This window comes from Enterobacter sp. R-1.6.2, assembly GCF_035064085.1.
Lineage (GTDB): Bacteria > Pseudomonadota > Gammaproteobacteria > Enterobacterales > Enterobacteriaceae > Enterobacter > Enterobacter asburiae_B.
The window spans coordinates 55,582-78,576 of the sequence record NZ_JASEYI010000009.1; the positions used below are offsets into that span (position 1 = coordinate 55,582).

The window sequence follows — 22,995 nt, forward strand, 5'->3', positions numbered from 1 at the left end:
GCCCGTCGTGAGACGGGCCTTTTTCTTTTGCGCTACGGCTTAGCCGTTTCGTGCAGCAGACGCCACACTATCCGATCGCCTTCCTGATTGAGCACCGCGGTTGACCAGCGCACGTTGACGGGCAGGTCCGGCCGGGTTTGCGTCTCCCGGTAGTGGAGCACCGCGCCACGATCCCAGCGCTGGATCGTGGATAATTCGTCAATGACGATCTTCAGTTCTGGGCGGCTTCCGCGCTGGTTTTCCAGAAAACTGATCAGACCGGCATAGTCGATATGAGCGCCGCCCGGCGGGATCATCAGAAAATCTGGACGGAAGCGGGCGAGCAGGGCGTCGGAATCACCTTCACCTTTGCCTAACCAGTCTTCGAGCGCAATGTGGAGGTCGATAATGTCGTGTTCGAAAGGCGTCATGAATTCTCCTGTCGCAGCTGGGTGAGCACCTGCGTATTGTTAAGACGAAAAACGTACAGTACAGGCAGCAAGGTCATGCCTGCGGCAAAAATAAACATCCCGTGCCAGGCGGCGAGCGGTGGCAGCCAGGCCTGCGCCAGGTTCAGCGCCTGCGCCAGCAGCAGGGCTCCGGCAAAAAAGCTCAGCTGACGATTAAGATTCCACAGCGCGCTGGCATCCGGCATCTCTTCCCGGCGGGTCGTCAGAAAAGCGCTGCTCTGAGCCGTACTGCTGCACAGGCTTCCCCCCGCACCCATCAGGGTAAACGCAGCGGCAGGCAGCAGCGTAGCCGAACTGACGTTAATCAAAAGCAGAATACCCGTCGCCTGCAGCAGGCAGCCGATGACGATCAGCGGTCGGGGGCCGATACGGTTAAAATAGCGTCCCGTTGCCGTGATGGCGATAAACGATGCCACGGACCACGGCAGCATGAGCATCCCCGTTGCGGCTGGGCTCATGTTCGCCACGTGCTGAAGATAAAACATGCCCGTGACGTTCACCCCAATAAACATGCCGGGTACGCAGAGATAGACAAGCATGGAAAAACGCAAAAGCGGGTCCGCGAGCAACGACAGGTTTAGCAGTCTGGCCGCTTTCATCGCGGGCATTTCGTGTTTAAGCCACAGGCAGGCCAAAACAAAGGTCACGACAGCGACCGGTAGCGTGGCGAAAAATATCCATCGCCAGCTGAGCGTCTGCACCAGCAGTCCTCCGATAGCAGGAGAGCAGGCCGGGGCAAGCAACGCCACCAGCATCACCGCCGAGGAGAGTCGGGCCCGCTCGTGAGGCTTAAACTGTTGCCAGGTCAGCGCCTGTCCGACGGGGATCAGTAAGCCCCCTCCCACGCCCTGGAGTACTCGCCAGGCGATCAGACTTTCAAGCGTTGCAGACAGGCCCGCCGCAGCGGAGGCTGCGCTGAACAGAAAAAGCGAGAGCAGGATGACTCGCTTTGGCCCGATGCGGCGCGTGAGCACGCTGCTAAACGGGATCACCAGCGTCAGGCCGGCAATGTACCCGTTACTGACCCAGGCAAGGGCTGAAGGCGTGGTGTTAAAGGCGTGAGCCATTGCCGGGAAGGCGACGCTGGCAATGAACATGTTGATCAAATCAAGAAAAAAGCCCAGCAGGTAAACAACGGCGACTTTGCTGCGATACGTCATGGTGGATCCTCCGGTGAGGTGGCGTATCGTATCGATCCGGGAAGAACGGATAAACCTGACAAAGCGCGATATACTGTCAAAAATATTTTGACAGTAAAAGGCGTGATGATGATTAACCTGCAGCGGGCGCAGATGTTTGTCGCGGTGGCCGATACCGGCAGTTTCACTGCCGCAGCCGAGGCAATGGGGCTGACAAAAGCCGTGGTCAGCTTCAATATTCGCCAGCTTGAAGATGAGCTGGGCGTTACGCTGCTGCTGCGCTCCACCCGCCGCCTGACGTTAACCGAGGCGGGCGCGCTCTTTCATCAACGCAGCGTGGCGCTACTGAAGGATGCAGAACGGCTGCAGGATGATGTCCGCGCGAATCATGCGGGGCTTACTGGCGAACTGCGGATCACGACGACGCCCGAGTATGGCTCACAGGTAGTGGTGCCGCTGCTGGCCAGGTTTAGCCAGCAGCACCCGGATCTTCGCGTGCGGCACGTTTCGTCCTCCCTGCACGCCAACCTTATCTCGGAGCGCTTTGACGTAGCTATCCGGCTGGGAACGCTTGCCGATTCGCGCAACCACGCCGCGCTGATTTCGCACTTCTCCATTCTCCCCGTCGCGACGCCCGTGTGGCTCGTTAACCATCCGATCGAAACGCTTGCGCACCTTGCCAACGCCGACTGGATTATTCACGAGCGCCTGGCCTCGCCGCTGCGCTGGCAGGTGAAGGATGCCAGCGGTGCGCCCGAAACGCTGGAGATAAAAAAAGCGCCGCGCCTGTTTGCCGACAGCGCGCAGGCTCTTATGGCCTTTGCACTCGCGGGCGGAGGTGTGGCGTTACTGCCGGAATGGCTGGTGCGCGATGCGCTTGATGCGGGAAAACTGGTCCCGGTTTTACCGGGATATACCTTTGCACAGCAGGGCATCTATGCGGTTTATCCCGATGCCCGGCATGTGTCAGCGAAAGTGCGCACCTTTATTGATTTTATGCGCACCAGCGTGAATTAATCGTGCATCATCTTTTTGATGAGCGCGGAGAACTGCTCCCGCTCGGCCTTGTTAAGACGTCCTAAAAACGCCTCATCCACCTCGTTGCCAACCGGTTTACAGCCTGCAAGCAGGGCTTCTCCTTCCGGCGTCAGGAAGACAAACCGGCGGCGCTTATCGGCCGGATCGTGCTCGCGTTTGACCAGACCGCGCGCCTCCATGCGGCTGAGCATCTCCGCCAGGGTCGCTTTCGTGCTGACCGCCACTTCGGTCAACGCCACCTGTTCAATACCCGGATGCTCGGCAATAGAGCGCATCACCGCATACTGTGGCTTGGTCAGTTCCGGTAAGGCATGTTGCCACTGCGCGGTATGCTGTTGAAAAAGCTGACGTAACAGGTGGAACGCCTCTTGTCTTAGTTCCATGAACACTCCGACGGAAAAAATCTCTCCCCTATGATAGCCGCTATTGCTCTCAATTTTAACGCGGCATCTTTTAGCCATTCGTGTGATCGTATGCGAACGATCTTGTCAGGTAAACGATCCTGGAGTAGCTTATTTATAATGTTCGTACACGAACAAAATATTGAGGTGATGAATGAGATTGATAGTGGGAATGACGGGGGCAACGGGCGCACCGCTGGGCGTGGCGCTGCTGCAGGCGCTGCGGGAAATGCCGGAGGTGGAGACGCATCTGGTGATGTCTAAGTGGGCAAAAACCACCATTGAGCTGGAAACGCCCTACACCGCGCAGGACGTTGCTGCCCTGGCTGACGTTGTCCACAGTCCGGCTGACCAGGCCGCCACCATCTCCTCCGGCTCGTTTCGCACCGACGGCATGATCGTCATTCCCTGCAGCATGAAAACGCTCGCGGGGATCCGCGCGGGCTACGCCGAAGGGCTGGTGGGACGCGCGGCTGACGTGGTGCTGAAAGAGGGGCGCAAGCTGGTGCTGGTTCCGCGTGAAACGCCGCTCAGCACCATTCATCTTGAGAACATGCTCGCACTTTCCCGCATGGGCGTGGCGATGGTGCCGCCCATGCCTGCGTATTACAACCACCCGCAAACCGCCGATGACATTACCCAGCACATCGTGACCCGCGTGCTCGACCAGTTCGGTCTGGAGCATAAAAAGGCGCGCCGCTGGAACGGGCAGCGGGAGGCGAAACATTTTTCACAGGAGAATAAAGATGGCATTTGATGATTTGAGAAGCTTCCTGCAGGCGCTCGATGAGCAAGGGCAGCTGCTGAAAATTGAGGAAGAGGTTAACGCCGAGCCCGATCTGGCGGCGGCAGCCAACGCGACCGGCCGCATTGGTGACGGCGCGCCCGCGCTGTGGTTCGACAACATTCGTGGCTTTACCGATGCCCGCGTGGTGATGAACACCATCGGCTCCTGGCAGAACCACGCCATTTCGATGGGGCTCCCTGCGAACACTCCGGTAAAAAAACAGATCGACGAGTTTATCCGCCGCTGGGATAAATTCCCCGTCACGCCGGAGCGTCGCGCCAACCCGGCCTGGGCGCAGAATACGGTGGACGGTGAAGACATTAACCTGTTCGATATCCTGCCGCTGTTTCGTCTGAACGACGGTGACGGCGGTTTTTATCTCGATAAAGCGTGCGTTGTCTCGCGCGATCCGCTCGACCCGGACAACTTCGGCAAGCAGAACGTCGGGATCTACCGCATGGAAGTGAAGGGCAAGCGCAAGCTCGGCCTGCAGCCTGTTCCGATGCACGATATCGCCCTGCATCTGCACAAGGCGGAAGAGCGCGGTGAAGACCTGCCGATTGCGATTACGCTGGGCAACGACCCGATCATCACCCTGATGGGCGCCACGCCGCTGAAATACGATCAGTCCGAGTATGAAATGGCCGGCGCGCTGCGTGAAAGCCCGTACCCGATTGCCACCGCGCCGCTGACCGGCTTCGATGTGCCGTGGGGGTCTGAAGTGATCCTGGAAGGGGTGATTGAAGGCCGCAAGCGTGAAATCGAGGGGCCATTCGGCGAGTTTACCGGACACTATTCCGGTGGCCGTAACATGACGGTGGTCCGTATCGACAAAGTCTCTTCCCGCACCAGGCCGATTTTTGAATCCCTTTACCTCGGCATGCCGTGGACCGAGATTGACTATCTGATGGGACCGGCCACCTGCGTGCCGCTCTACCAGCAGCTGAAAGCGGAATTCCCGGAAGTGCAGGCGGTGAACGCGATGTACACCCATGGTCTGCTGGCGATTATCTCCACCAAAAAACGCTACGGCGGTTTTGCCCGCGCGGTGGGTTTACGCGCCATGACCACGCCGCACGGTCTGGGCTACGTGAAGATGGTAATTATGGTGGATGAGGATGTCGATCCGTTCAACCTCCCGCAGGTGATGTGGGCGCTGTCGTCGAAAGTGAACCCGGCAGGCGATCTGGTGCAACTGCCGAACATGTCGGTCCTTGAACTCGATCCTGGCTCCAGCCCGGCTGGCATTACCGACAAACTGATTATCGATGCCACCACGCCTGTCGCGCCGGACACCCGGGGCCACTACAGCCAGCCGGTACAGGATCTGCCTGAAACCAAAGCCTGGGCTGAAAAACTGACCGCGATGCTGGCAGCACGTCAATAAGGAGGAAAAGATGATTTGTCCACGTTGTGCCGATGAGCATATTGAAGTGATGGCGACGTCGCCGGTAAAAGGGGTCTGGACCGTTTACCAGTGCCAGCATTGTTTGTATACCTGGCGCGATACCGAACCGCTGCGCCGTACCAGCCGCGAGCATTACCCGGAAGCGTTCCGCATGACGCAGAAGGATATTGACGAGGCGCCGCAGGTGCCGACAATTCCGCCGCTGCTGTAAAAAAAAAGCCCGGTGGCGCTGCGCTTACCGGGCCTACGGTTTTGTAGGTCGGGTAAGGCGAAGCCGCCACCCGACAAAACAGACCGCAGAAAACTAAACCAGACTCTTCAACCTGTAAATCCACTCCAGCGCCTGACGCGGCGTCAGTGAATCCGGGTCGAGGTTTTCCAGCGCTTCCACCGCAGGCGACGTCTCTTCCGCAGGCACCAACAGCGACATCTGCGTACCATCAATCTGCGTCGCTGCCGCATTCGGTGACAGGCTTTCCAGTTCACGCAGTTTCTGACGCGCGCGCTTGATCACCTCTTTCGGCACACCTGCCAGCGCCGCGACGGCCAGGCCATAGCTCTTGCTCGCCGCGCCATCCTGCACCGTGTGCATGAAGGCAATGGTATCGCCGTGCTCCAGCGCATCCAGATGAACGTTCGCAACCCCTTCCATTTTCTCCGGCAGCTGCGTCAGTTCGAAATAGTGGGTGGCAAACAGCGTCATGGCCTTGATTTTATTCGCAAGGCTTTCCGCACAGGCCCATGCCAGCGACAGACCGTCATAGGTTGACGTTCCGCGCCCGACCTCGTCCATCAGCACCAGGCTGTGCTCCGTCGCGTTATGCAGAATGTTTGCCGTTTCGGTCATCTCGACCATGAAGGTTGAGCGACCGCTCGCCAGATCGTCCGCTGCCCCGACGCGGGTAAAGATACGGTCGATGGGGCCAATCTCCACGTTTTGCGCCGGGACGTAGCTGCCGATATACGCAAGCAGCGCAATCAGCGCCGTCTGACGCATATAGGTACTCTTACCGCCCATGTTCGGACCGGTAATGATCAACATTCTTCTCTGCGGTGACAGGCTCAGCGGGTTGGCGATGAACGGTTCGTTCAGCACCTGTTCTACCACCGGGTGACGGCCTTCAGTGATGCGAATGCCGGGCTTGTCGGTAAAGGTTGGGCAGGTGTAGTTCAGCGTTTCAGCGCGTTCTGCCAGATTGACCAGCACGTCCAGCTCCGCCAGCGCGCTGGCGCTCTGCTGCAGGTCGCCCAGGTGCGGCATCAGCATGTCGAACAGCTCTTCATACAGCTGTTTTTCCAGGGCCAGCGCCTTGCCTTTCGAGGTGAGGACTTTGTCTTCGTACTCTTTCAGTTCAGGAATGATATAGCGTTCGGCGTTTTTCAACGTCTGGCGACGCACGTAGTGAATCGGCGCCAGGTGGCTCTGCCCGCGGCTAATCTGAATGTAGTAACCGTGTACCGCGTTATACCCCACTTTCAGGGTGTCGAGCCCAAGACGCTCGCGCTCGCGGATTTCCAGCTTATCGAGGTAGTCCGTCGCACCGTCGGCCAGCGCGCGCCATTCGTCCAGCTCCTCGTTGTAGCCTGGGGCAATCACGCCGCCATCACGCACCAGAACCGGAGGTGCATCGATAATAGCGCGCTCCAGCAGTTCGCGAAGCTCGGTAAATTCGCCCATGGTTTCGCGGAGTTTCTGTACCGGCGCGCTGTCAACGTCACTCAGCTGCGCACGCAGTTCCGGCAGCTGCTGGAAAGCATGACGCATCCGCGCGAGATCGCGTGGTCGTGCCGTTCGCAGTGCCAGACGCGCAAGGATACGCTCCAGATCGCCCACCTGGCGCAGAACCGGCTGCAGTTCGGTATAGCGATCCTGCAGCGCGGCAATCGTCTGCTGACGGCAAACCAGCGTCTCGGTATCGCGGATCGGCATATGCAGCCAGCGTTTCAGCATGCGGCTGCCCATTGGCGTTACCGTACTGTCGAGGACCGACGCGAGCGTATTTTCTACGCCACCCGCCAGGTTCTGCGTGATCTCCAGGTTACGGCGCGTGGCGGCATCCATGATGATGCTGTCCTGCTGGCGCTCCATGGTGATAGAGCGGATATGCGGCAGTGCGGTGCGCTGGGTATCTTTCACGTACTGCAGGAGACAACCGGCCGCACATAGCCCGCGCGGGGCGTTTTCAACGCCAAAGCCAATCAGATCGCGGGTGCCAAACTGCAGATTCAGCTGCTGGCGCGCGGTATCAATTTCGAATTCCCACAGCGGACGACGGCGCAACCCGCGACGACCTTCAATCAGCGCCATTTCGGCGAAATCTTCGGCATAGAGCAATTCTGCCGGGTTGGTGCGCTGCAGTTCGGCGGCCATCGTTTCACGGTCAGCCGGTTCACTCAGGCGAAAACGTCCGGAGCTAATATCCAGCGTCGCGTAGCCAAACCCTTTACCGTCCTGCCACAGCGCTGCCAGCAGGTTATCCTGGCGCTCCTGCAACAGGGCTTCATCACTGATGGTGCCAGGCGTGACGATGCGCACGACTTTGCGTTCCACCGGGCCTTTTGAGGTCGCCGGATCGCCGATCTGTTCGCAGATGGCAACGGACTCGCCCTGATTCACCAGCTTCGCCAGGTAGTTTTCTACCGCGTGGTGCGGGATACCTGCCATAGGAATGGGCTCGCCTGCCGATGCGCCACGTTTGGTCAGCGAGATGTCGAGCAGCTGCGATGCACGCTTAGCATCGTCATAAAACAGCTCGTAAAAATCGCCCATACGGTAAAACAGCAGGATTTCCGGATGCTGTGCTTTCAGCTTCAGATACTGCTGCATCATCGGCGTATGTGCGTCGAAATTGTCGATTGTGCTCATGGAGTTATGATGTCCATTTCTTTGAAAATAAACCGTTTTGATGGGCTCAATGGCCGTTTGTTCCTTCTATTGTCGCATGAAAAAAAGGTCCGGCGCAGAAAAATGTCGTGGCTTTACGAGGCATCTTCCGCCATTAATTCGATGACAATTTTTCCATGCTCCACGCCCACCCTGACTCGGGAATGGGTCGTAAACCCCGCCTTTTCAAGCCAGTCACCTTTTAAGCTCAGCGCCGCATGTACGCTGTAGCGCTTCGGTATTTTGGTATTTCGGTCTTCATGGCGCTTTCTAAAATATCCCACTTTCAAATGGCGATAGGGTTTGCCGATCGTGAGCTCTTGCATAGGGTCTCCAGACAACACGGACAAAGGTCATTTCTGATGCTGTATAAAATACCAGTGATTGTTCGCCGGTGCAGGGCTAAAACTGGAATCAGCCTTCAGGAAACGAAATGCAACCGCTGAAATCCAGCGTTGAAAAGTGTATTATCGATGCACTTTATTATTCGGTAATCCGCTATGTCCGGTAAACGCATCTCACGAGAAAAAGAGACCATCGCGAAAATGATCGCGCTGTATGAAAAGCATTGCCCGCAGGCATCTCAGGAGGAAAGGCACTATCAGGCGCTCAATGCGTATGCCGATAAGCGCCTGGATAAATGCGTTTTCGGTGAGGAAAAGCCTGCCTGCAAGCAGTGCCCCGTACACTGCTACCAGCCTGCCAGACGTGAAGAGATGAAGCAGGTTATGCGCTGGGCAGGCCCGCGTATGTTATGGCGCCATCCCATTCTGACCGTTCGTCATCTGATGGATGACCGCCGTCCCGTGCCGGAACTGCCGGAAAAGTACCGTCCGAAAAAGTGATCGGCTCAGCGTCTCAGCGGGCGGCAAATCACCTTCAGGACCAGCGCGCTGCAGAGCGGGAAGAGGGCCAGCAGCAGCCAGGGATACATCGCCTGCGTTGAGGGCACCAGCGCGCGATCCAGCAGGCTGCCAAACACCAGGTTTCCTGCCAGTACCGTTATGCCTCCGGCGGTGGCGAGTGCGCCGTAGTGCGCGCCAAGCGTGGATTCCTCCGCAAACCGAGGGATCAGATCTTTAGCCGATGGCACCAGCAGCATTTGCCCCAGCGTCAACAGCGTCACAAAACAGACCGAAGGCAGTAAGCGCAGCCAGCCTTCCGGCGGCGTCATCGGGGCGAACGTCGCCACGCTCGCAAAGGCGGCTGACAGCAGCAAAAATCCCACCGGCAAAATTCTCACCGCGCCCACGCGACGGGCGAAGCGCGCCAGCGGCAGCTGTAAGGTGATGATCAGAACGGAGGCCAGCATAAAAAGCGGGCCGAGATCTTTCTCGTTACCGCCAGAACGCTGGATTTCCGCCGGCAGCGCCAGATAAAGCTGGTTATAGCTTAACAGCCATGAACTGTAGGCAATGATAAAGGCGACAAAGCGCGGCTGACGGAACGTTGTCCACCAGGGCTGTATTTTCAGCGTCTGTGAACGGTGGCCAGCAGCAGGCAGACAAAAGAAGAGCACCACTAGCGCAATGATAAAGACGCCTGCTCCCGCCAGCGCCACCTGACGAAAGCCGAGGCCGGTGAGCAGAGCGCCAGCAGCCGGGCCCAGTACCGCGCCGAGCTCTCCGCAGACGGCAAAGAGCGCAAACCACTCCGCGCGGCTGCGTTTGCCTTTTGCCTCGCTTTGAGTGCCTGCTTTTGCCAGCAGTGCCTCAATCGAGGGGGAGAATAATGCGCCGCCAACGCCCGTCAGACACGCGCCCAGAATAATCGGCCACAGGGATTCCCCGAAGGCCAGCAGCAGATAGCCTGAAACACGAACAATACAGCCGCTCAGGATAATCACTTTCGCGCCAAACCGGTCCGAGAGCGCACCGCCAACGATAAACATCCCCTGTTGCGAGAAGGTACGCAGGCCCAGGATCAGCCCGATCAGTCCGCCGGAGAGCAGCATGTCGTCGCGCAGGAATATCGCCAGGAAGGGAACGACGGCGTAAAAGCCAATGTTGAAAACAAACTGGCTACCCAGTAAGACGGGCGGCCAGAGCGCGGCGGCAGGGCGAAGGGGCATCGTCGTTCACTCGCCCCTAAACGATAAAGTGGATGTGCTTTTTGCCATGGAACGGCGAGATCTCGATTTTGGTTTTGACCCGGAAGACATCCCACAGCAGCGACTCGGATAAGATGTCCTGCGGTGTCCCCGTCGCCACAATTTGCCCTTTCTGCATCACAATCAGCGAGTCGCAGAACATCGAGGCGTGGTTGAGATCGTGGATAGCGACAATGCTGGTGACCGGTAATTCGCTGATCAACTGCATCAGCTGCATCTGATGATGAATGTCGAGGTGGTTGGTCGGCTCGTCCAGCAGGATTTCCGTTGGGGTCTGAGCCAGCGCGCGGGCAATATGCACCCGCTGGCGCTCTCCGCCGGAGAGGCTCAGCCAGCCCTGATCGCTTTTATCCAGCATATCCACGCGCTGCAGGGCGGCGGTGACGGTTTCGTCATCGTGGTTGCTCCAGTTGGAAAAAGCGGAGTGGTGCGGAATACGCCCGAGTTTCACCACGTCGCGCACGCGCATGTTGGCGTCCGTCATGCCGTGCTGCTCGACGAAGGCGACCCGGCGCGCCAGCTGCTTTTTGGCGATGCGGGAGATGTCCTGCCCGTCCAGAGTGACGAGTCCAGCATCCGGGCGACGAAGCCCCGCGAGGATCCGTAAAAGAGACGATTTACCGCAGCCGTTAGGACCAAGCAGCCCTACCGTTTCGCCCCGTGACACCTTCAGCGAGACGTTGTTAACGATGACCTTTTTGCCGACCTTCCAGGTAATATTTTCAGCGCAAATACTCATCACTTATTCCTTGAACGGTAGATAATCACGGCAAAGAAAGGCACGCCAACCAGCGCGGTGACCACGCCGACGGGCAGGCTTTGCGGCGCAATCAGCATGCGCGAGGCAATGTCTGCCAGCACCATCAGGATCGCCCCTGCCAGCGCGCTGGCAATCAGCAGCGTGCGGTGCAGCGGCCCGAACAGGAAACGCATCACGTGCGGTACCACCAGCCCGACAAAGCCGATTGAGCCCGCCATGCTGACAATCGTCGCGGTAATCAGCGCGGTAGTGGTAAAGAGCGTCAGGCGCACCCACGGGACGGCAATACCTAAAGAGGCCGCAGCGTCATCACCGAACGTGAAGGCATCCAGCGCCCGGGAATAGTAGAGGCAAACGGCTAATCCAGTCAGCACCACCACCAGCGCCAGCTGGAATTCCGGCCAGCGAACGCCGCTGAAGCTGCCCAGCAGCCAGAACATCACGTCGCGCGCCTGCTGGGCGCTGGCGGAGGTGCTGATGGTGTAGGCAGTAATGGCGTTGAACAGCTGTGAGGCGGCAACGCCAGCCAGAATGGTACGTTCATTTCCCCCGCGCGCGCCGTTCGTCAGAAACGCGACAAACGCAAAGGCGGCGAACGCCCCGGCAAAGGCCCCGGCAGACAACGACACCGCACCCGTGCCAATCCCCAATACGACGACCGACACCGCTCCGGTTGAGGCACCTGCCGACACGCCGAGCACGTAAGGTTCCGCCAGGGCGTTCTTCAGCAGGCTCTGCAATACGGCACCGCAGATGGCCAGCCCCGCGCCGCAGCAGGCCGCCACCAGCGCGCGGCTCAGGCGAAAGTCCCAGATCACGCTCTCATAGATGCGGGTGAGCGGAACCTCGGTGAGCCCCATTTTATTGCTGATGGCGTAAAACACCTTATCCAGCGGGATGGACAGCTCGCCGACGCTGACGCTCAGCGCGATCGTCAGAAATAACAGTACCAGGGCGAGCAAACCCGAGGTCGTCAGAACCAGGCTCTGCCGGGCCTGAAGAACAGCGGTTGTCATCAGTTCAGCCCCAGCTTTCTGAGCTGTTCGCCGACCTGCTCAGCCCCGTAAATCGTACGGATCGTCGGGTTCATCGCCTGGCCGTCCATCACCACGATATGGCCTTTTTTAACCGCGTCCAGCTGGCTGACCGCCGGATCGCTCTTCAGGAATTTGATTTTTTCTTCCGCGTTATCAAGTGCCCAGCGGTTGCGGTCCAGGCTGGACACCACAATGACATCCGGATTGGCGGCAATAATGCTTTCCCAACCCACGGTTGGCCATTCTGTTTCGGACGTGATGGCGTTATGGCCGCCCATCAGGCTGGCGATAAACCCGGAGGGGCTATTTTTACCGCCGACGTAGGCGTCTGCAGAAGGGGATGAACTGGAGAACCAGAAGACAAACGAAAGGTCTTTTTTACTCTTGCCGAATTCCTTACGCAGGTCGGCCTCGCGTTTTTTGAAATCGGCAATAACGGCCTGACCGCGGTCTTCAACGTTAAAGATTTTGGCGAAATCCTCAATCTCTTTATAGAGATACGTCATATCCCACAGCTTCTGGCGGCTGCCGTACATATCGCCTGTGGCTTTTTTGGTCGCGCACATGCCCGGGGACACGTAGCTGTTCACGCCCAGTGTTTTCAAATCGTCACGTTTTGCGACCTTACTTTCCGGCCCCAGCAGCAGGGGCGACTGCGCCGGGACAAAGTCAGGATTTTGCGCAAGAACGGATTCAAGGGTCGGGATTTCGACCGTCAGGGTTTTGATTTTTGCATTCTGTTCCGCCAGCTGCGGCAGCACTTTGGTCGGCCAGAAGGCGCTGGCCTTCACCTTATCTTCCAGGCCCAGCAGGAGCAAAATTTCGACGGTGTTTTGACCCAGGGCCACGACGCGTTCCGGCGCTTTGGTGAACGTCTCTTTGTAGCCACAGTTTTCAATCGTCAGGGGATAGGTGGTTGCCAGAGCAGAACCGACCGACGCAATCGCCAGGCCTAACGCGCAGATGACCTTTTTCATGAAACGCTACCCTTCATTAAAATTATTATTGATGCAAATGAAACTCATTATTAAGGCGGAATTTTATACAGAGGAAACGATTTTGTGTCAATGAGGGACAATTACGCAGGGGAACAAAAGGCGGTGTCAGAAAAACACCGCCGGAATAAGGTCTTAAATGAGGCTCTCTTTATCAATCCCGAGACGCTTCATGCGTGACAGCAGGGTGGTGCGTTTTAACCCTAGGCGCTGGGCGGCACCTTTTGGCCCGGCGACCACGCCGTTGGTCTCTTTCAGCACGCGCATAATGAGCTGATATTCATCTTCTCCCTCTTTCGCTGTCTCGGCGGCGGGCGCGGTCACGTCAGGAAGCGTAACCTCAGGCAGGGAGAGTTGCAGCACGTTACCGCGCGTCAGCAGCACCGCGCGTTCGATGACGTTTTCCAGCTCGCGCACGTTGCCGGGCCATTCCATCGATGAAAGAGTGCGCAACGTCTCGGCAGGAATACTGTCGATGTTGCGCCCCATCCGGCGCGCGATCTTCGCGGTAAAGGCTTTGACCAGCAGGGGGATATCTTCCGGGCGCTCGCGCAGCGGCGGCAGGAAGATCGGGAAGACGTTCAGACGATAGTAAAGATCGCTGCGAAACTCGCGGTCGGCGACCATTTTTTTCAGGTCACGGTTGGTGGCGGCAATCAGCCGCACGTCGGTCTGGATAAGCTTGTTGCTGCCCAGGCGCTCAAACTCCTGCTCCTGCAGGACGCGCAGCAGTTTCGGCTGTAGCTCAAGCGGCATATCGCCCACTTCGTCGAGGAACAGCGAGCTTTTGTCCGCCAGCTCAAAACGGCCAAGCCGCTGGCTGCTGGCCCCGGTGAATGCACCGCGCTCGTGGCCGAACAGATCGCTTTCCAGCAGTCCCGCAGGCATCGCGGCGCAGTTCATCTTCACCATCCGTCGGCTGTTGCGGTTGCTCAGGTTGTGGATTGCGCGGGCTATCAGCTCTTTGCCCGTGCCGGTTTCGCCCAGAATCAGCACCGTGCTGTCGCTTTGCGCCACCATCTCAACCTGCTTAAGCACGCTGTACATGGCGTCGCTGCGCCCGATGATTTCACCAAACTCGCTGTCCACGTTGTTGAGCTGTTCGGTCAGGGCCAGGTTCTCATCCACCAGCCGCTCTTTCAGGCGATGAATTTCCTGATAGGCGAGGGCGTTATCCAGCGCGATGGAAATACGCTCGGCAATCTGGCGCAGCAGCTTCAGGTTGGCGGTGGTAAACACGCCCTCCTCGCACTGCGCCAGCTTTAGCACGCCCAGCATGGTGTCGCCGGACATCAGCGGCAGCAGGCACAGGGTCTGAATTTTATTGCCCCAGGTGTTAAACAGCATCCGCTCGTACGGCGCGACCGGGTCCTGCTCGTTCAGGTTGAGCAGGAGGATCTCTTTGCTTTTGAAGACCCGCTCGGAAAGGGTGCCCGCTTCGTCCACCTCGCTCTGCTCGTGCGCCGGGTTGGCTTCATCGAGATAGTGCGTGGAGTAGATGTTCAGCTTGCCCTTGCGATGGCCGCGCAGCGCAATGCTGATGGCGTCGATTTTGAAATAGTGGTGGATCTCTTTCGAGACTTCGCTGACCAGCTCGTCCATGTCCAGGCGGGAGAGCACGGCGTTGGTGATGGCGACCAGAATGCGGAAGTTGTCGCGCTCGCGGCTCAGCAGGTCGTAATCGACGTTATTGGTGACGCGGCTTTGGATCTGCTCCGCGACGACGGCCACAATCTGGGTAAAGGTGTGCAGGCGCTCGTATTCCGCCTCGCTCCAGGGCTGGTCGGTCGTGCGGATAAACTCGCAGCCGCCAAAAATCTGGCCCTCAGCCGCCAGCGGCAGCATGCAGTAATGCCCGAAAGGCTGATAGAGGTCGCTCTCCGCCAGCTTCTGCCACGCCTGGCGGAACTCCGCAAAGTTGCAGTGCAGCACTTCAGGCCGGGAGAGTATGCGGCGCACCGGGCCGTGCGCCAGATACGTTTCGTCTTCGTATTCAAACGTTTTGCCATTATCACGCGTCGAGTAGTAGCTCGCGCGCTGCGTTCCGCTAAGCCAGAGCACAATCGCGGCGCTGTCCGCCAGCGCCGATTGCCTGACCAGCCGCGTCAGGGCATCGCTCAGCGCACCGAGATCGGGCTGCTGTAAAAGTGTGCGCGTGATGTCAAACAGGCCCTGCTGTCCAAGATCGCTCATCGGTGTATACGGCATATTGCTTTCCAATAGAAACTGGCAAAAAAGAGATTCAGTGCTGACCGCTTTTGGCGCGGTTCTAGCAAATACGGGGTAAGGGTTCCGCGTGCGGCAGATCCAGCGTCCGTTTAACGCCATACAGCCCGGCCAGGCGCACCCCTTTGCGCTCAACCACTTCACCAATCATCGCCGCCTCTTTTCCTGACGGATGAGCCCGCAGCTGTTCAAGAACGGCTTCCGCGGCCGCGCGTTCAACGCCAATCACCAGTTTGCCTTCGTTGGCGAAGTTAAGCGGGTCAAGGCCCAGCAGTTCGCAAAGGCCGCGAACGGCAGGCTTCACGGGCAGGCTACGCTCGGTGAGTTCAATCCCGTACCCGCAGCTTGCTGCAAATTCGTGGACCACGGCGTTCACGCCGCCTCGCGTCGCGTCCCGCAGGGCTTTCACGCCGGGAATACCGCGCAGCGTCTGGATCAGCGGGGTGAGCACCGCGCAGTCGCTGCGCAGTTCCCCGTCCAGCCCCAGACCTTCGCGCAGGTTTAGGATGGTCGCCCCGTGGCAGCCCAGCGTTCCGGTCACGATCAGCACGTCGCCCACGCTAAGATGCTGCGCCGCCCAGTGAATATCGGCGGGGATCGCCCCCATGCCGGCGGTGTTGATAAACAGCTTGTCGGCCGCGCCGCGCTGCACCACTTTGGTATCGCCGGTGACGATAGCTATCCCCGCCTCGCGCGCGGTGTGCGCCATGCTGTTGACCACTGCCGTTAGCGTCTCCATCGGTAACCCCTCTTCGAGGATAAACCCGCAGGAGAGGTAGCGCGGAATGGCGCCGCTGACCGCCACGTCGTTGGCCGTGCCGCAGACGGCGAGCTTGCCGATATCGCCGCCGGGGAAGAACAGCGGATCGATCACGTAGCTGTCGGTGGAGAACGCCAGCCTGTCGCCCTGCGCGGTGAGGGTCGCGAGGTCAATGCGCGCCTGGTCTTCCTGTTCGGCGAGCCAGGGGTTGTTGAAGGCTTCCATAAACAGCCGGTTAATCAGCTGCTGCATCGCCTGTCCGCCGCTGCCGTGCGCCATTTCAACCGTATTCATGCTTCACTCTCCTGGTTGCGATACTGATACCACGCGGCACACGCCCCTTCGGAGGAGACCATCAGCGCGCCAAACGCCGTTTGCGGGTTACAGGTATTGCCAAATAACGGGCATTGATGAGGTTTGCATTTACCGGTGAGCACGTCGCCGCAGCGGGCCCGGGGATCGTCGCAAACCTGCTGCGGCTGCGGGCGGAAATGCGCTTCGGCGTCGAACGCGCGATAGGCCGGCGTCAGGCACACGCCGGATTCGGCAATCAGCCCCAGACCACGCCACTCGCTGTCGCCCTCAACGCTGAACACATCGGCTATCGCCTGCTGCGCCCGCTCATTTCCCGCTTCCGGTACCACGCGGCGGTACTGGTTTTCCACGGTACTCAGGGCCGCTATTTTCTGCTCAACCAGCATGGTGACACCTTGCAGTAGATCAAGTGGTTCGAAACCAGCGACCACTAACGGACGATTGTACTGTTCAGCGATAAAACCGTAGGCGTCTGTGCCAATTACCATGCTGACATGCCCCGGTGCCAGAAAGGCGTCAATGCCGTTTCCCGGCTCTTCCAGCAGGCTGCGCAGCGTGGGAATGAGCGTAATGTGCTGGCAGAAGAAGAAAAAATTCCCGACGCCGCGTGCTTTCGCCTGCTGCAGCGTGATGGCGGTGGCGGGCATGGTGGTTTCAAACCCCAGGCCAAAAAACACCACCTTGCGCGCGGGGTTGTCCTCCGCCAGCGTCAGGGCATCCATCGGCGAATAGACAATCCGGATGTCGGCCCCGCGCGCTTTCGCCTGCAGCAGCGAGCCGTTTTTCCCCGGCACGCGCATCGCGTCGCCAAAGGTGCAGAAAATGACGTCGGGCTGGCTGGCAATTTCGATACAGCTGTCGATTCGCCCCATCGGCAGCACGCACACCGGGCAGCCGGGGCCGTGGATAAACTCGATGTTCTCCGGCAGCAGCTGGTCGAGGCCAAATTTGAAGATGGCGTGCGTGTGTCCGCCGCACACCTCCATGATCCGCAGCGGTCTCTCTTTCGTGTAGTCCAGCAGCGCCGCGCGCGTTTTCAGGTGCCCGATAAGCTGCAGCACCTGCTCGGGCGCGCGGTATTCATCAACGTAACGCATGGCTAACGCTCCTCGCCGTACAGCAGCGCGCCCACGTCAGGCTCCACGTCGAACATGTTTTGCAGGGCATCCAGCGTGTCGCGGGCTTCCGCTTCGTTAATCACGCTCATGGCAAACCCCACGTGGACGAGCACCCACTGGCCGAGACGCGATGCGCCCGTTTCATCGCTGCTGCCCACCAGCGTCAGGTCCACGTCGCGCAGGATGCCGCAGACCTCCACTTTGGCCTGGTTCCCGTCAATGGAATGGATTTGTCCCGGTACGCCTATGCACATCGTTCACTCTCCAGCCAGTTCAGCCAGGCGTCCATGCCGTCGCCGCGCGTGGCGGATACCAGCAGGATCTCAATCTCGGGATTCACTTCCCGGGCGCAGGACAGGCACTTATCCACGTCGAAGTTCAGGTACGGCAGCAGGTCGACTTTGTTCAGCAGCATGATGGAGGCGGCGGCAAACATATGCGGGTACTTCAGCGGCTTGTCTTCGCCTTCGGTCACCGAAAGCACCGCCACCTTGTGGCGTTCGCCCAGATCGAAGCTTGCCGGGCAGACCAGGTTGCCGACGTTTTCAATAAACAGAATGCCGTTATGCGCCAGCGGCAGACGCGGGGCGGCGTCGGCAATCATCTGCGCATCCAGGTGGCAGCCTTTGCCGGTATTGACCTGAATCGCCGGGGTGCCGGTTTCGCGAATGCGCGCCGCGTCGTTAACGGTTTGCTGGTCGCCTTCAATCACCGCGCAGGAGACGCGCCCGTTCAGGCGTTTGAGCGTTTCCGTTAACAACGTGGTTTTGCCGGAGCCGGGGCTGGAGACCAGGTTCAGCACCAGCTGTTTGCGGGTGGCAAAGCGCGCGCGGTTGCGGGCGGCGATCTGGTTATTTTTGTCCAGCACGTTGATTTCCACCTCCAGCATCTGGCGCTGGCTGATGCCCGGCGCGTGGGTACCCGCTTCGCCGTGGCCGTAGTGCAGATCGCCCGCAGCGGAGCGTTGCGGGGCGAAGGTGATACCGGTTAAAGCCGCAGCAGGACGCGGGGCAGGGGAAAAGGGCGCGGAGCGAAACGCGGAATGGGGACGGTGTTCATCCCCTTCTATATACAGGTTGCCTTCGGCGCAACCGCAGGTGCTACACATACTTTACTCCTTCTCGATTTCGAGGCGTTGGATCTGCATGCCGTCGTCCGCCACGATGCGAAGACCGGTGCTCTGACACTGCGGACAGCGCTGAACCTTTGATGACAGCAGGGTGACGTACTGCCGGCACTGCTCGCACCAGCACTCCGCCTGCTGCTCTTCGATATGGAGCTCGCAGCCTTCCGCCAGCGTGCCGCGACACACCAGCTCAAAACAGAAATTCAGGGCGCTGGTCTCGACGCAGGAAAACGCCCCGACCTTCAGCCAGACGCCGGTGACGCGCTTCGCGTGGTTTTGCACTGCCTGCTGTTCGATAAGTTCCAGAGCCCGCTGGCAGAGGGTGATTTCGTGCATGACGCCTCCTCAATGAATTGCGCCATTGAATGCAATAACGGTGCCAGCTTGATTTTTGTTAAGGCGTGACGATGTCAACGCTGTCGAAATGACACGTCGACATCGCGGCGTTGACAGCGGTTTTGTAATTAAATCTATTTAAAATCAGCAAGATAAAAACTGGCATGGAATCTGCTTAACAGCTGCTATCTCCATTAACCGGATACCTTCTATGACTATTTGGGAAATCAGCGAAAAAGCGGATTACATCGCGCAGCGTCATCAGCAGCTGCAGGACCAGTGGCACCTTTACTGCAACTCTCTGGTTCAGGGCATCACCCTCTCGAAAGCGCGTCTTCACCACGCGATGAGCTGCGCGGCGCAGGGCGACATGCGCTTCGTCCTGTTCGGCCATTTCACCATCAACGTTACCCTGGCGGATAACTTCAACAGCCACACCATTGAGTACCACCTCGAGACAAAAGACGGCGAAAAACAGTGTATTGCGAAGGCGCAGCTGATGGCCGATGGCATGGTGGATGGCCACGTCAGCAACCGCGATCGCCAGCAGGTGCTGGAGCACTATCTGGAAAAAATCGCGCCGGTCTATAACGGCCTGTACGCCGCCGTTGAACACGATCTCCCGGTCAACCTGAAGCAGCTGATGGACGGAAACGCCTCAGCGAACGTGGCCTGACTCCTGCGTGTCGAGAAGTGTCGACAAGACAGTTTTTCGTCAAAAATGACTATCACCAGAGGATAACCCGGTGAACCGTTTTGTAATTGCTGACTCGACGGTCTGTATTGGCTGTCGAACCTGTGAGGCGGCGTGCTCGGAAACGCATCGCCTGCATGGGCTGCAGTCCATGCCGCGCCTGCACGTCATGCGTAATGAAAAAGAGTCTGCCCCGCAGCTCTGCCATCACTGTGAAGACGCCCCCTGCGCGGGTGTCTGCCCTGTGAATGCCATCACCCGCGTTGATGGCGCTGTCCAGCTGAACGAAAGCCTGTGCGTAAGCTGCAAGCTGTGCGGCATTGCCTGCCCGTTCGGCGCGATTGAATTTTCCGGCAGCCGTCCGCTGCATATTCCGGCGAACGCCAACTCGCCAAAAGCCCCACCCGCGCCACCGGCTCCGGCACGCGTAAGTACGCTGCTGGACTGGGTGCCCGGCATCCGTGCCGTTGCGGTGAAATGCGACCTGTGCAGCTTCGATGAGCAGGGCCCGGCCTGCGTGCGCACCTGCCCGACTAAGGCGTTGATTCTGGTTAACATTCGCGACATCGCCCGTACCAGCAAGCGTAAACGCGAGCTGACCATCAACAGTGATTTTGGCGACCTTTCTCTGCTACAGGCGCTTAACGAGGGGGCGAAATGAACGCGGCGATGATGATTACCAGCGCGGTAGCCTGTTTTGCTGCCGCCGCTGTTCTGGCGCTGATCTTCTCATTCCATAAAACTCTGAGCGGCGCGATCGCCGGGATCGGCGGGGCGGTTGCTAGCCTGATGACGCTGGCGGCAGGCGGCGATGTCCTGCTCGGCGGCCAGTCCTCAGAGGCCGTGATGCCGCTGATTCGCCACTCGGTTGCGATCACGCCGCTGAACGCCATCTGGCTGGTGACGTTTGGCCTGTGCGGGCTGTTTATCAGCCTGTTCAATATCGACTGGCACCGCCATCCGCACGCCAGGGCTAACGGCCTGCTGGTTAACCTGCTGATGGCGGCGGCGGTCTGCACCGTTATTGCCAGCAACCTCGGCGCGCTGGTGGTGATGGCGGAAATCATGGCGCTGTGCGGCGTGTTCCTGACCGGCTGCAGCACCTCCGGCAAGCTGTGGTTTGCGCTGGGACGCCTCGGGACGCTGCTGCTGACGCTGGCCTGCTGGCTGGTGTGGCACCGCTTCGGCACGCTGGACTTCGCTGCGCTCAACGGCCATCCGCTGGGGAACGACGTCTGGCTGCTGGGCGTGCTCGGCTTTGGCCTGCTCGCTGGCATCATCCCGCTGCACGGCTGGGTGCCGCAGGCGCATGCGAATGCCTCCGCGCCCGCCGCCGCGCTGTTTTCTGCGGTGGTGATGAAAGTGGGTCTGTTCGGGATTCTGGCGATTACGCTGACCGGCGGACAGCCGCCGCTGTGGTGGGGCGTCGTGCTGCTGGTCGCCGGAATGATTACCGCGTTCGTCGGCGGCCTGTACGCGCTGATGGAGCACAATATCCAGCGCCTGCTGGCGTACCACACCCTGGAAAATATCGGCATCATCCTGCTCGGCATTGGCGCGGGAGTGACCGGGCTGGCGCTCAATCATCCGGCGCTGATTGCCGCCGGGTTTATCGGCGGTCTGTATCACCTCGTCAACCACAGCCTGTTTAAAAGCACCCTGTTCCTCGGCGCGGGCAGCGTCTGGTTCCGCACCGGTCATCGGGATATCGAAAAGCTGGGCGGGATTGGCAAAAAGATGCCGGTCATTTCACTCGCCATGCTGGTGGGTCTGATGGCAATGGCCGCGCTGCCGCCGCTGAACGGCTTTGCCGGGGAGTGGGTGATCTATCAGTCCTTCTTCGCGCTCGGCCAGAGCGACGCATTTATCGCACGCCTGCTCGGCCCGCTGCTGGCGGTCGGGCTGGCGATTACCGGGGCGCTGGCGGTGATGTGCATGGCGAAAGTCTACGGCGTGACCTTCCTCGGCGCGCCGCGCACCCGCGAAGCGGAAAACGCCTGCTGCGCACCCTTGTTGATGGGCATCAGCGTGGTCGCGCTGGCGCTGTGCTGTATCGCGGGGGGCGTCGCCGCGCCGTGGCTGCTGCCGCTGCTGGGCAACGCTATTCCTCTGCCGCTGACCGTGGCGAATACCACCGTCTCTCAGCCCATGATCGCGCTGCTGCTGATTGGCGCACCGCTGCTGCCGCTCGTCCTGATGCTGTTCTTCAAACGCGACCGGCTCGCCTCCCGCTCGCGCGGTGCGGCGTGGGCCTGCGGCTACGAACACGAACAGTCGATGGTCATCACCGCCCACGGTTTCGCCATGCCGGTGAAGGAGAACTTCGCCGCCGTGCTGAAGCTGCGCCACTGGCTGAACCCGGTAGGCTGGGTACCCGGCTGGCAGAGCGCCGCCGCGCCCGTATTGTTCCGCCGTCTGGCGGTCATCGAGCTGGCGGTGCTGGTGGTCATTGTGATTTCACGAGGAGCCTGACATGAGTCTGTTACTGGCAATTCTTCAGGCGCTGGTGCTGTTCGCCGCTGCGCCGCTGCTGTCGGGCATCACGCGCGTGGCGCGCGCCCGGATGCACAACCGTCGCGGGCCCGGTGTGCTCCAGGAGTACCGCGATCTCTTTAAACTGCTCTCCCGTCAGAGCGTCGCGCCGGATGCCGCAGGCTGGGTTTTCCGCCTGACGCCGTTTGTGATGGTGGGCGTCATGCTGACCATCGCCACCGCGCTGCCGGTGGTGACGGTGGCGTCGCCGCTGCCCGTGCTTGGCGATCTGATCACGCTTATCTACCTCTTTGCCATCGCCCGCTTCTTCTTTGCGATTGCGGGCCTGGACACCGGGAGCCCGTTTACCGGCATCGGTGCCAGCCGCGAGGCAATGCTCGGCGTGCTGGTGGAGCCTATCCTGCTGCTGGGGCTGTGGGTCGCCGCGCAGGTGGCGGGCTCCACCCACATCAGCTTTATCACCCACACCGTTTACCACTGGCCGGTGGCGCGCTCGATCCCGCTGGTGCTGGCGCTGTGCGCCTGCGCGTTCGCCACGTTTATTGAGATGGGCAAACTGCCGTTCGACCTGGCGGAAGCCGAGCAGGAGCTGCAGGAAGGGCCGCTTACCGAATACAGCGGCTACGGCTTCGCGGTGCTGAAGTGGGGCATCAGCCTCAAACAGCTGGTGGTGCTGCAGATGTTTGTCGGCGTCTTCTTCCCGTGGGGGCAGATGACGCACTTCTCCGCAGGCGGTCTGGTGCTGGCCGTCGTGGTTGCCGCCCTCAAGCTGCTGGTCGGCGGGCTGGTGATTGCCCTGTTTGAAAACAGCATGGCGCGCCTGCGTTTTGTGGAAACGTCGCGCATCACCTGGGCCGGTTTTGGTTTTGCATTTTTAGCGTTCGTCTCCTTGCTGGTGGCGTGATTAAAGAGAGTATTT

At 59.6% G+C, this 22,995-nt stretch carries 24 protein-coding genes; 9 read left to right on the top strand and 15 right to left on the bottom strand.

Annotated elements, in window-relative coordinates; all coding sequences use genetic code 11:
- Positions 1-32: 32 nt before the first annotated feature.
- Both QMN93_RS11610 and QMN93_RS11615 read right to left on the bottom strand, forming a co-directional pair.
- Positions 33-410, bottom strand: coding sequence for a DUF4440 domain-containing protein (locus QMN93_RS11610; protein ID WP_069303243.1), 378 nt, complete (start codon positions 408-410; stop codon positions 33-35).
- Positions 407-1,609 (bottom strand): MFS transporter, encoded by a 1,203-nt coding sequence (locus tag QMN93_RS11615; protein ID WP_182382628.1) that lies wholly within the window; start codon positions 1,607-1,609, stop codon positions 407-409. Before QMN93_RS11615 ends, QMN93_RS11610 begins: the two co-directional genes overlap by 4 nt.
- A gap of 108 nt (positions 1,610-1,717) precedes the next feature.
- Here QMN93_RS11615 and QMN93_RS11620 point away from each other — a divergent pair, with 108 nt between their 5' ends.
- The gene (locus tag QMN93_RS11620) at positions 1,718-2,605 is read left to right on the top strand and encodes a LysR family transcriptional regulator (protein WP_193140005.1); all 888 of its coding nucleotides are present in this window, start codon (positions 1,718-1,720) and stop codon (positions 2,603-2,605) included.
- Here QMN93_RS11620 and QMN93_RS11625 read toward each other — a convergent pair.
- Positions 2,602-3,009 carry a MarR family winged helix-turn-helix transcriptional regulator gene (locus tag QMN93_RS11625; RefSeq protein WP_023308984.1) on the bottom strand — a complete coding sequence of 136 codons (408 nt, stop codon included), beginning with the start codon at positions 3,007-3,009 and terminating at the stop codon, positions 2,602-2,604. The two genes, QMN93_RS11620 and QMN93_RS11625, sit on opposite strands and share 4 nt — an antisense overlap.
- Before the next feature lie 172 nt (positions 3,010-3,181).
- On the opposite strand from QMN93_RS11625, the gene QMN93_RS11630 reads away from it, so the two are divergent.
- From QMN93_RS11630 to QMN93_RS11640, 3 genes are read left to right on the top strand one after another with little or no spacing between them, the layout of a single operon-like run.
- Positions 3,182-3,784 (top strand): non-oxidative hydroxyarylic acid decarboxylases subunit B, encoded by a 603-nt coding sequence (locus QMN93_RS11630; protein WP_193139898.1) that lies wholly within the window; start codon positions 3,182-3,184, stop codon positions 3,782-3,784.
- Positions 3,774-5,201 (top strand): non-oxidative hydroxyarylic acid decarboxylases subunit C, encoded by a 1,428-nt coding sequence (locus QMN93_RS11635; RefSeq protein WP_182382627.1) that lies wholly within the window; start codon positions 3,774-3,776, stop codon positions 5,199-5,201. Before QMN93_RS11630 ends, QMN93_RS11635 begins: the two co-directional genes overlap by 11 nt.
- Positions 5,202-5,211: 10 nt before the next feature.
- Positions 5,212-5,433: a non-oxidative hydroxyarylic acid decarboxylases subunit D gene (locus QMN93_RS11640; RefSeq protein ID WP_003862116.1), complete on the top strand. Its 222-nt coding sequence runs from the start codon at positions 5,212-5,214 to the stop codon at positions 5,431-5,433.
- Between the two features lie 93 nt (positions 5,434-5,526).
- Here QMN93_RS11640 and mutS read toward each other — a convergent pair whose 3' ends face one another.
- Together mutS and QMN93_RS11650 are read right to left on the bottom strand one after the other, a co-directional pair.
- On the bottom strand, positions 5,527-8,088 hold the full coding sequence (gene mutS, locus QMN93_RS11645) for a DNA mismatch repair protein MutS (RefSeq protein ID WP_039263367.1): 2,562 nt from the start codon (positions 8,086-8,088) through the stop codon (positions 5,527-5,529).
- A gap of 113 nt (positions 8,089-8,201) precedes the next feature.
- Positions 8,202-8,432: a SymE family type I addiction module toxin gene (locus QMN93_RS11650; protein ID WP_023333217.1), complete on the bottom strand. Its 231-nt coding sequence runs from the start codon at positions 8,430-8,432 to the stop codon at positions 8,202-8,204.
- Between the two features lie 174 nt (positions 8,433-8,606).
- On the opposite strand from QMN93_RS11650, the gene QMN93_RS11655 reads away from it, so the two are divergent.
- A complete protein-coding gene (locus QMN93_RS11655; protein WP_193139896.1) occupies positions 8,607-8,951 on the top strand; it encodes a nitrous oxide-stimulated promoter family protein in 345 nt (114 codons plus the stop codon).
- A gap of 5 nt (positions 8,952-8,956) precedes the next feature.
- Here QMN93_RS11655 and QMN93_RS11660 read toward each other — a convergent pair whose 3' ends face one another.
- The 10 genes from QMN93_RS11660 to hypA all read right to left on the bottom strand — a co-directional run bounded on the left by QMN93_RS11660 (position 8,957) and on the right by hypA (position 18,889).
- Entirely contained in the window at positions 8,957-10,177 is a 1,221-nt protein-coding gene (locus QMN93_RS11660) for an MFS transporter (protein ID WP_193139894.1), read from the bottom strand.
- A 16-nt stretch (positions 10,178-10,193) separates the two neighbouring features.
- Entirely contained in the window at positions 10,194-10,955 is a 762-nt protein-coding gene (locus QMN93_RS11665; protein WP_047059969.1) for an ABC transporter ATP-binding protein, read from the bottom strand.
- Positions 10,955-11,992 carry an iron ABC transporter permease gene (locus QMN93_RS11670; protein ID WP_048979267.1) on the bottom strand — a complete coding sequence of 346 codons (1,038 nt, stop codon included), beginning with the start codon at positions 11,990-11,992 and terminating at the stop codon, positions 10,955-10,957. Before QMN93_RS11670 ends, QMN93_RS11665 begins: the two co-directional genes overlap by 1 nt.
- Positions 11,992-12,990: an ABC transporter substrate-binding protein gene (locus QMN93_RS11675; RefSeq protein WP_133550584.1), complete on the bottom strand. Its 999-nt coding sequence runs from the start codon at positions 12,988-12,990 to the stop codon at positions 11,992-11,994. Before QMN93_RS11675 ends, QMN93_RS11670 begins: the two co-directional genes overlap by 1 nt.
- A 153-nt stretch (positions 12,991-13,143) precedes the next feature.
- Positions 13,144-15,216 carry a formate hydrogenlyase transcriptional activator FlhA gene (gene flhA / locus QMN93_RS11680; RefSeq protein WP_193139892.1) on the bottom strand — a complete coding sequence of 691 codons (2,073 nt, stop codon included), beginning with the start codon at positions 15,214-15,216 and terminating at the stop codon, positions 13,144-13,146.
- A 61-nt stretch (positions 15,217-15,277) separates the two neighbouring features.
- Entirely contained in the window at positions 15,278-16,288 is a 1,011-nt protein-coding gene (hypE, locus tag QMN93_RS11685; RefSeq protein ID WP_193139890.1) for a hydrogenase expression/formation protein HypE, read from the bottom strand.
- Positions 16,285-17,406, bottom strand: a complete 1,122-nt coding sequence (hypD, locus tag QMN93_RS11690) for a hydrogenase formation protein HypD (RefSeq protein ID WP_264884744.1) — start codon at positions 17,404-17,406, stop codon at positions 16,285-16,287. The genes hypE and hypD overlap by 4 nt, the downstream gene beginning before the upstream one ends.
- 2 nt (positions 17,407-17,408) lie before the next feature.
- Complete coding sequence (locus tag QMN93_RS11695) at positions 17,409-17,681, bottom strand: HypC/HybG/HupF family hydrogenase formation chaperone (RefSeq protein ID WP_023308975.1); 273 nt, start codon at positions 17,679-17,681, stop codon at positions 17,409-17,411.
- Positions 17,672-18,535, bottom strand: coding sequence for a hydrogenase nickel incorporation protein HypB (gene hypB / locus QMN93_RS11700; RefSeq protein ID WP_193139887.1), 864 nt, complete (start codon positions 18,533-18,535; stop codon positions 17,672-17,674). Before hypB ends, QMN93_RS11695 begins: the two co-directional genes overlap by 10 nt.
- Positions 18,536-18,538: 3 nt before the next feature.
- Positions 18,539-18,889, bottom strand: a complete 351-nt coding sequence (hypA, locus tag QMN93_RS11705) for a hydrogenase maturation nickel metallochaperone HypA (RefSeq protein ID WP_193139885.1) — start codon at positions 18,887-18,889, stop codon at positions 18,539-18,541.
- Between the two features lie 211 nt (positions 18,890-19,100).
- Between hypA and hycA the strand changes: the two genes are divergently transcribed.
- The 4 genes from hycA to QMN93_RS11725 all read left to right on the top strand — a co-directional run bounded on the left by hycA (position 19,101) and on the right by QMN93_RS11725 (position 22,980).
- Positions 19,101-19,565, top strand: a complete 465-nt coding sequence (gene hycA / locus QMN93_RS11710) for a formate hydrogenlyase regulator HycA (RefSeq protein WP_029739532.1) — start codon at positions 19,101-19,103, stop codon at positions 19,563-19,565.
- Positions 19,566-19,635: 70 nt separating this feature from the next.
- A complete protein-coding gene (locus QMN93_RS11715; protein ID WP_023308971.1) occupies positions 19,636-20,244 on the top strand; it encodes a 4Fe-4S dicluster domain-containing protein in 609 nt (202 codons plus the stop codon).
- Positions 20,241-22,055 carry a formate hydrogenlyase subunit 3 gene (hycC, locus tag QMN93_RS11720; RefSeq protein ID WP_193139883.1) on the top strand — a complete coding sequence of 605 codons (1,815 nt, stop codon included), beginning with the start codon at positions 20,241-20,243 and terminating at the stop codon, positions 22,053-22,055. Before QMN93_RS11715 ends, hycC begins: the two co-directional genes overlap by 4 nt.
- Before the next feature lies 1 nt (position 22,056).
- Entirely contained in the window at positions 22,057-22,980 is a 924-nt protein-coding gene (locus tag QMN93_RS11725) for a respiratory chain complex I subunit 1 family protein (protein WP_064673527.1), read from the top strand.
- The last annotated feature ends 15 nt before the right edge of the window (positions 22,981-22,995 follow it).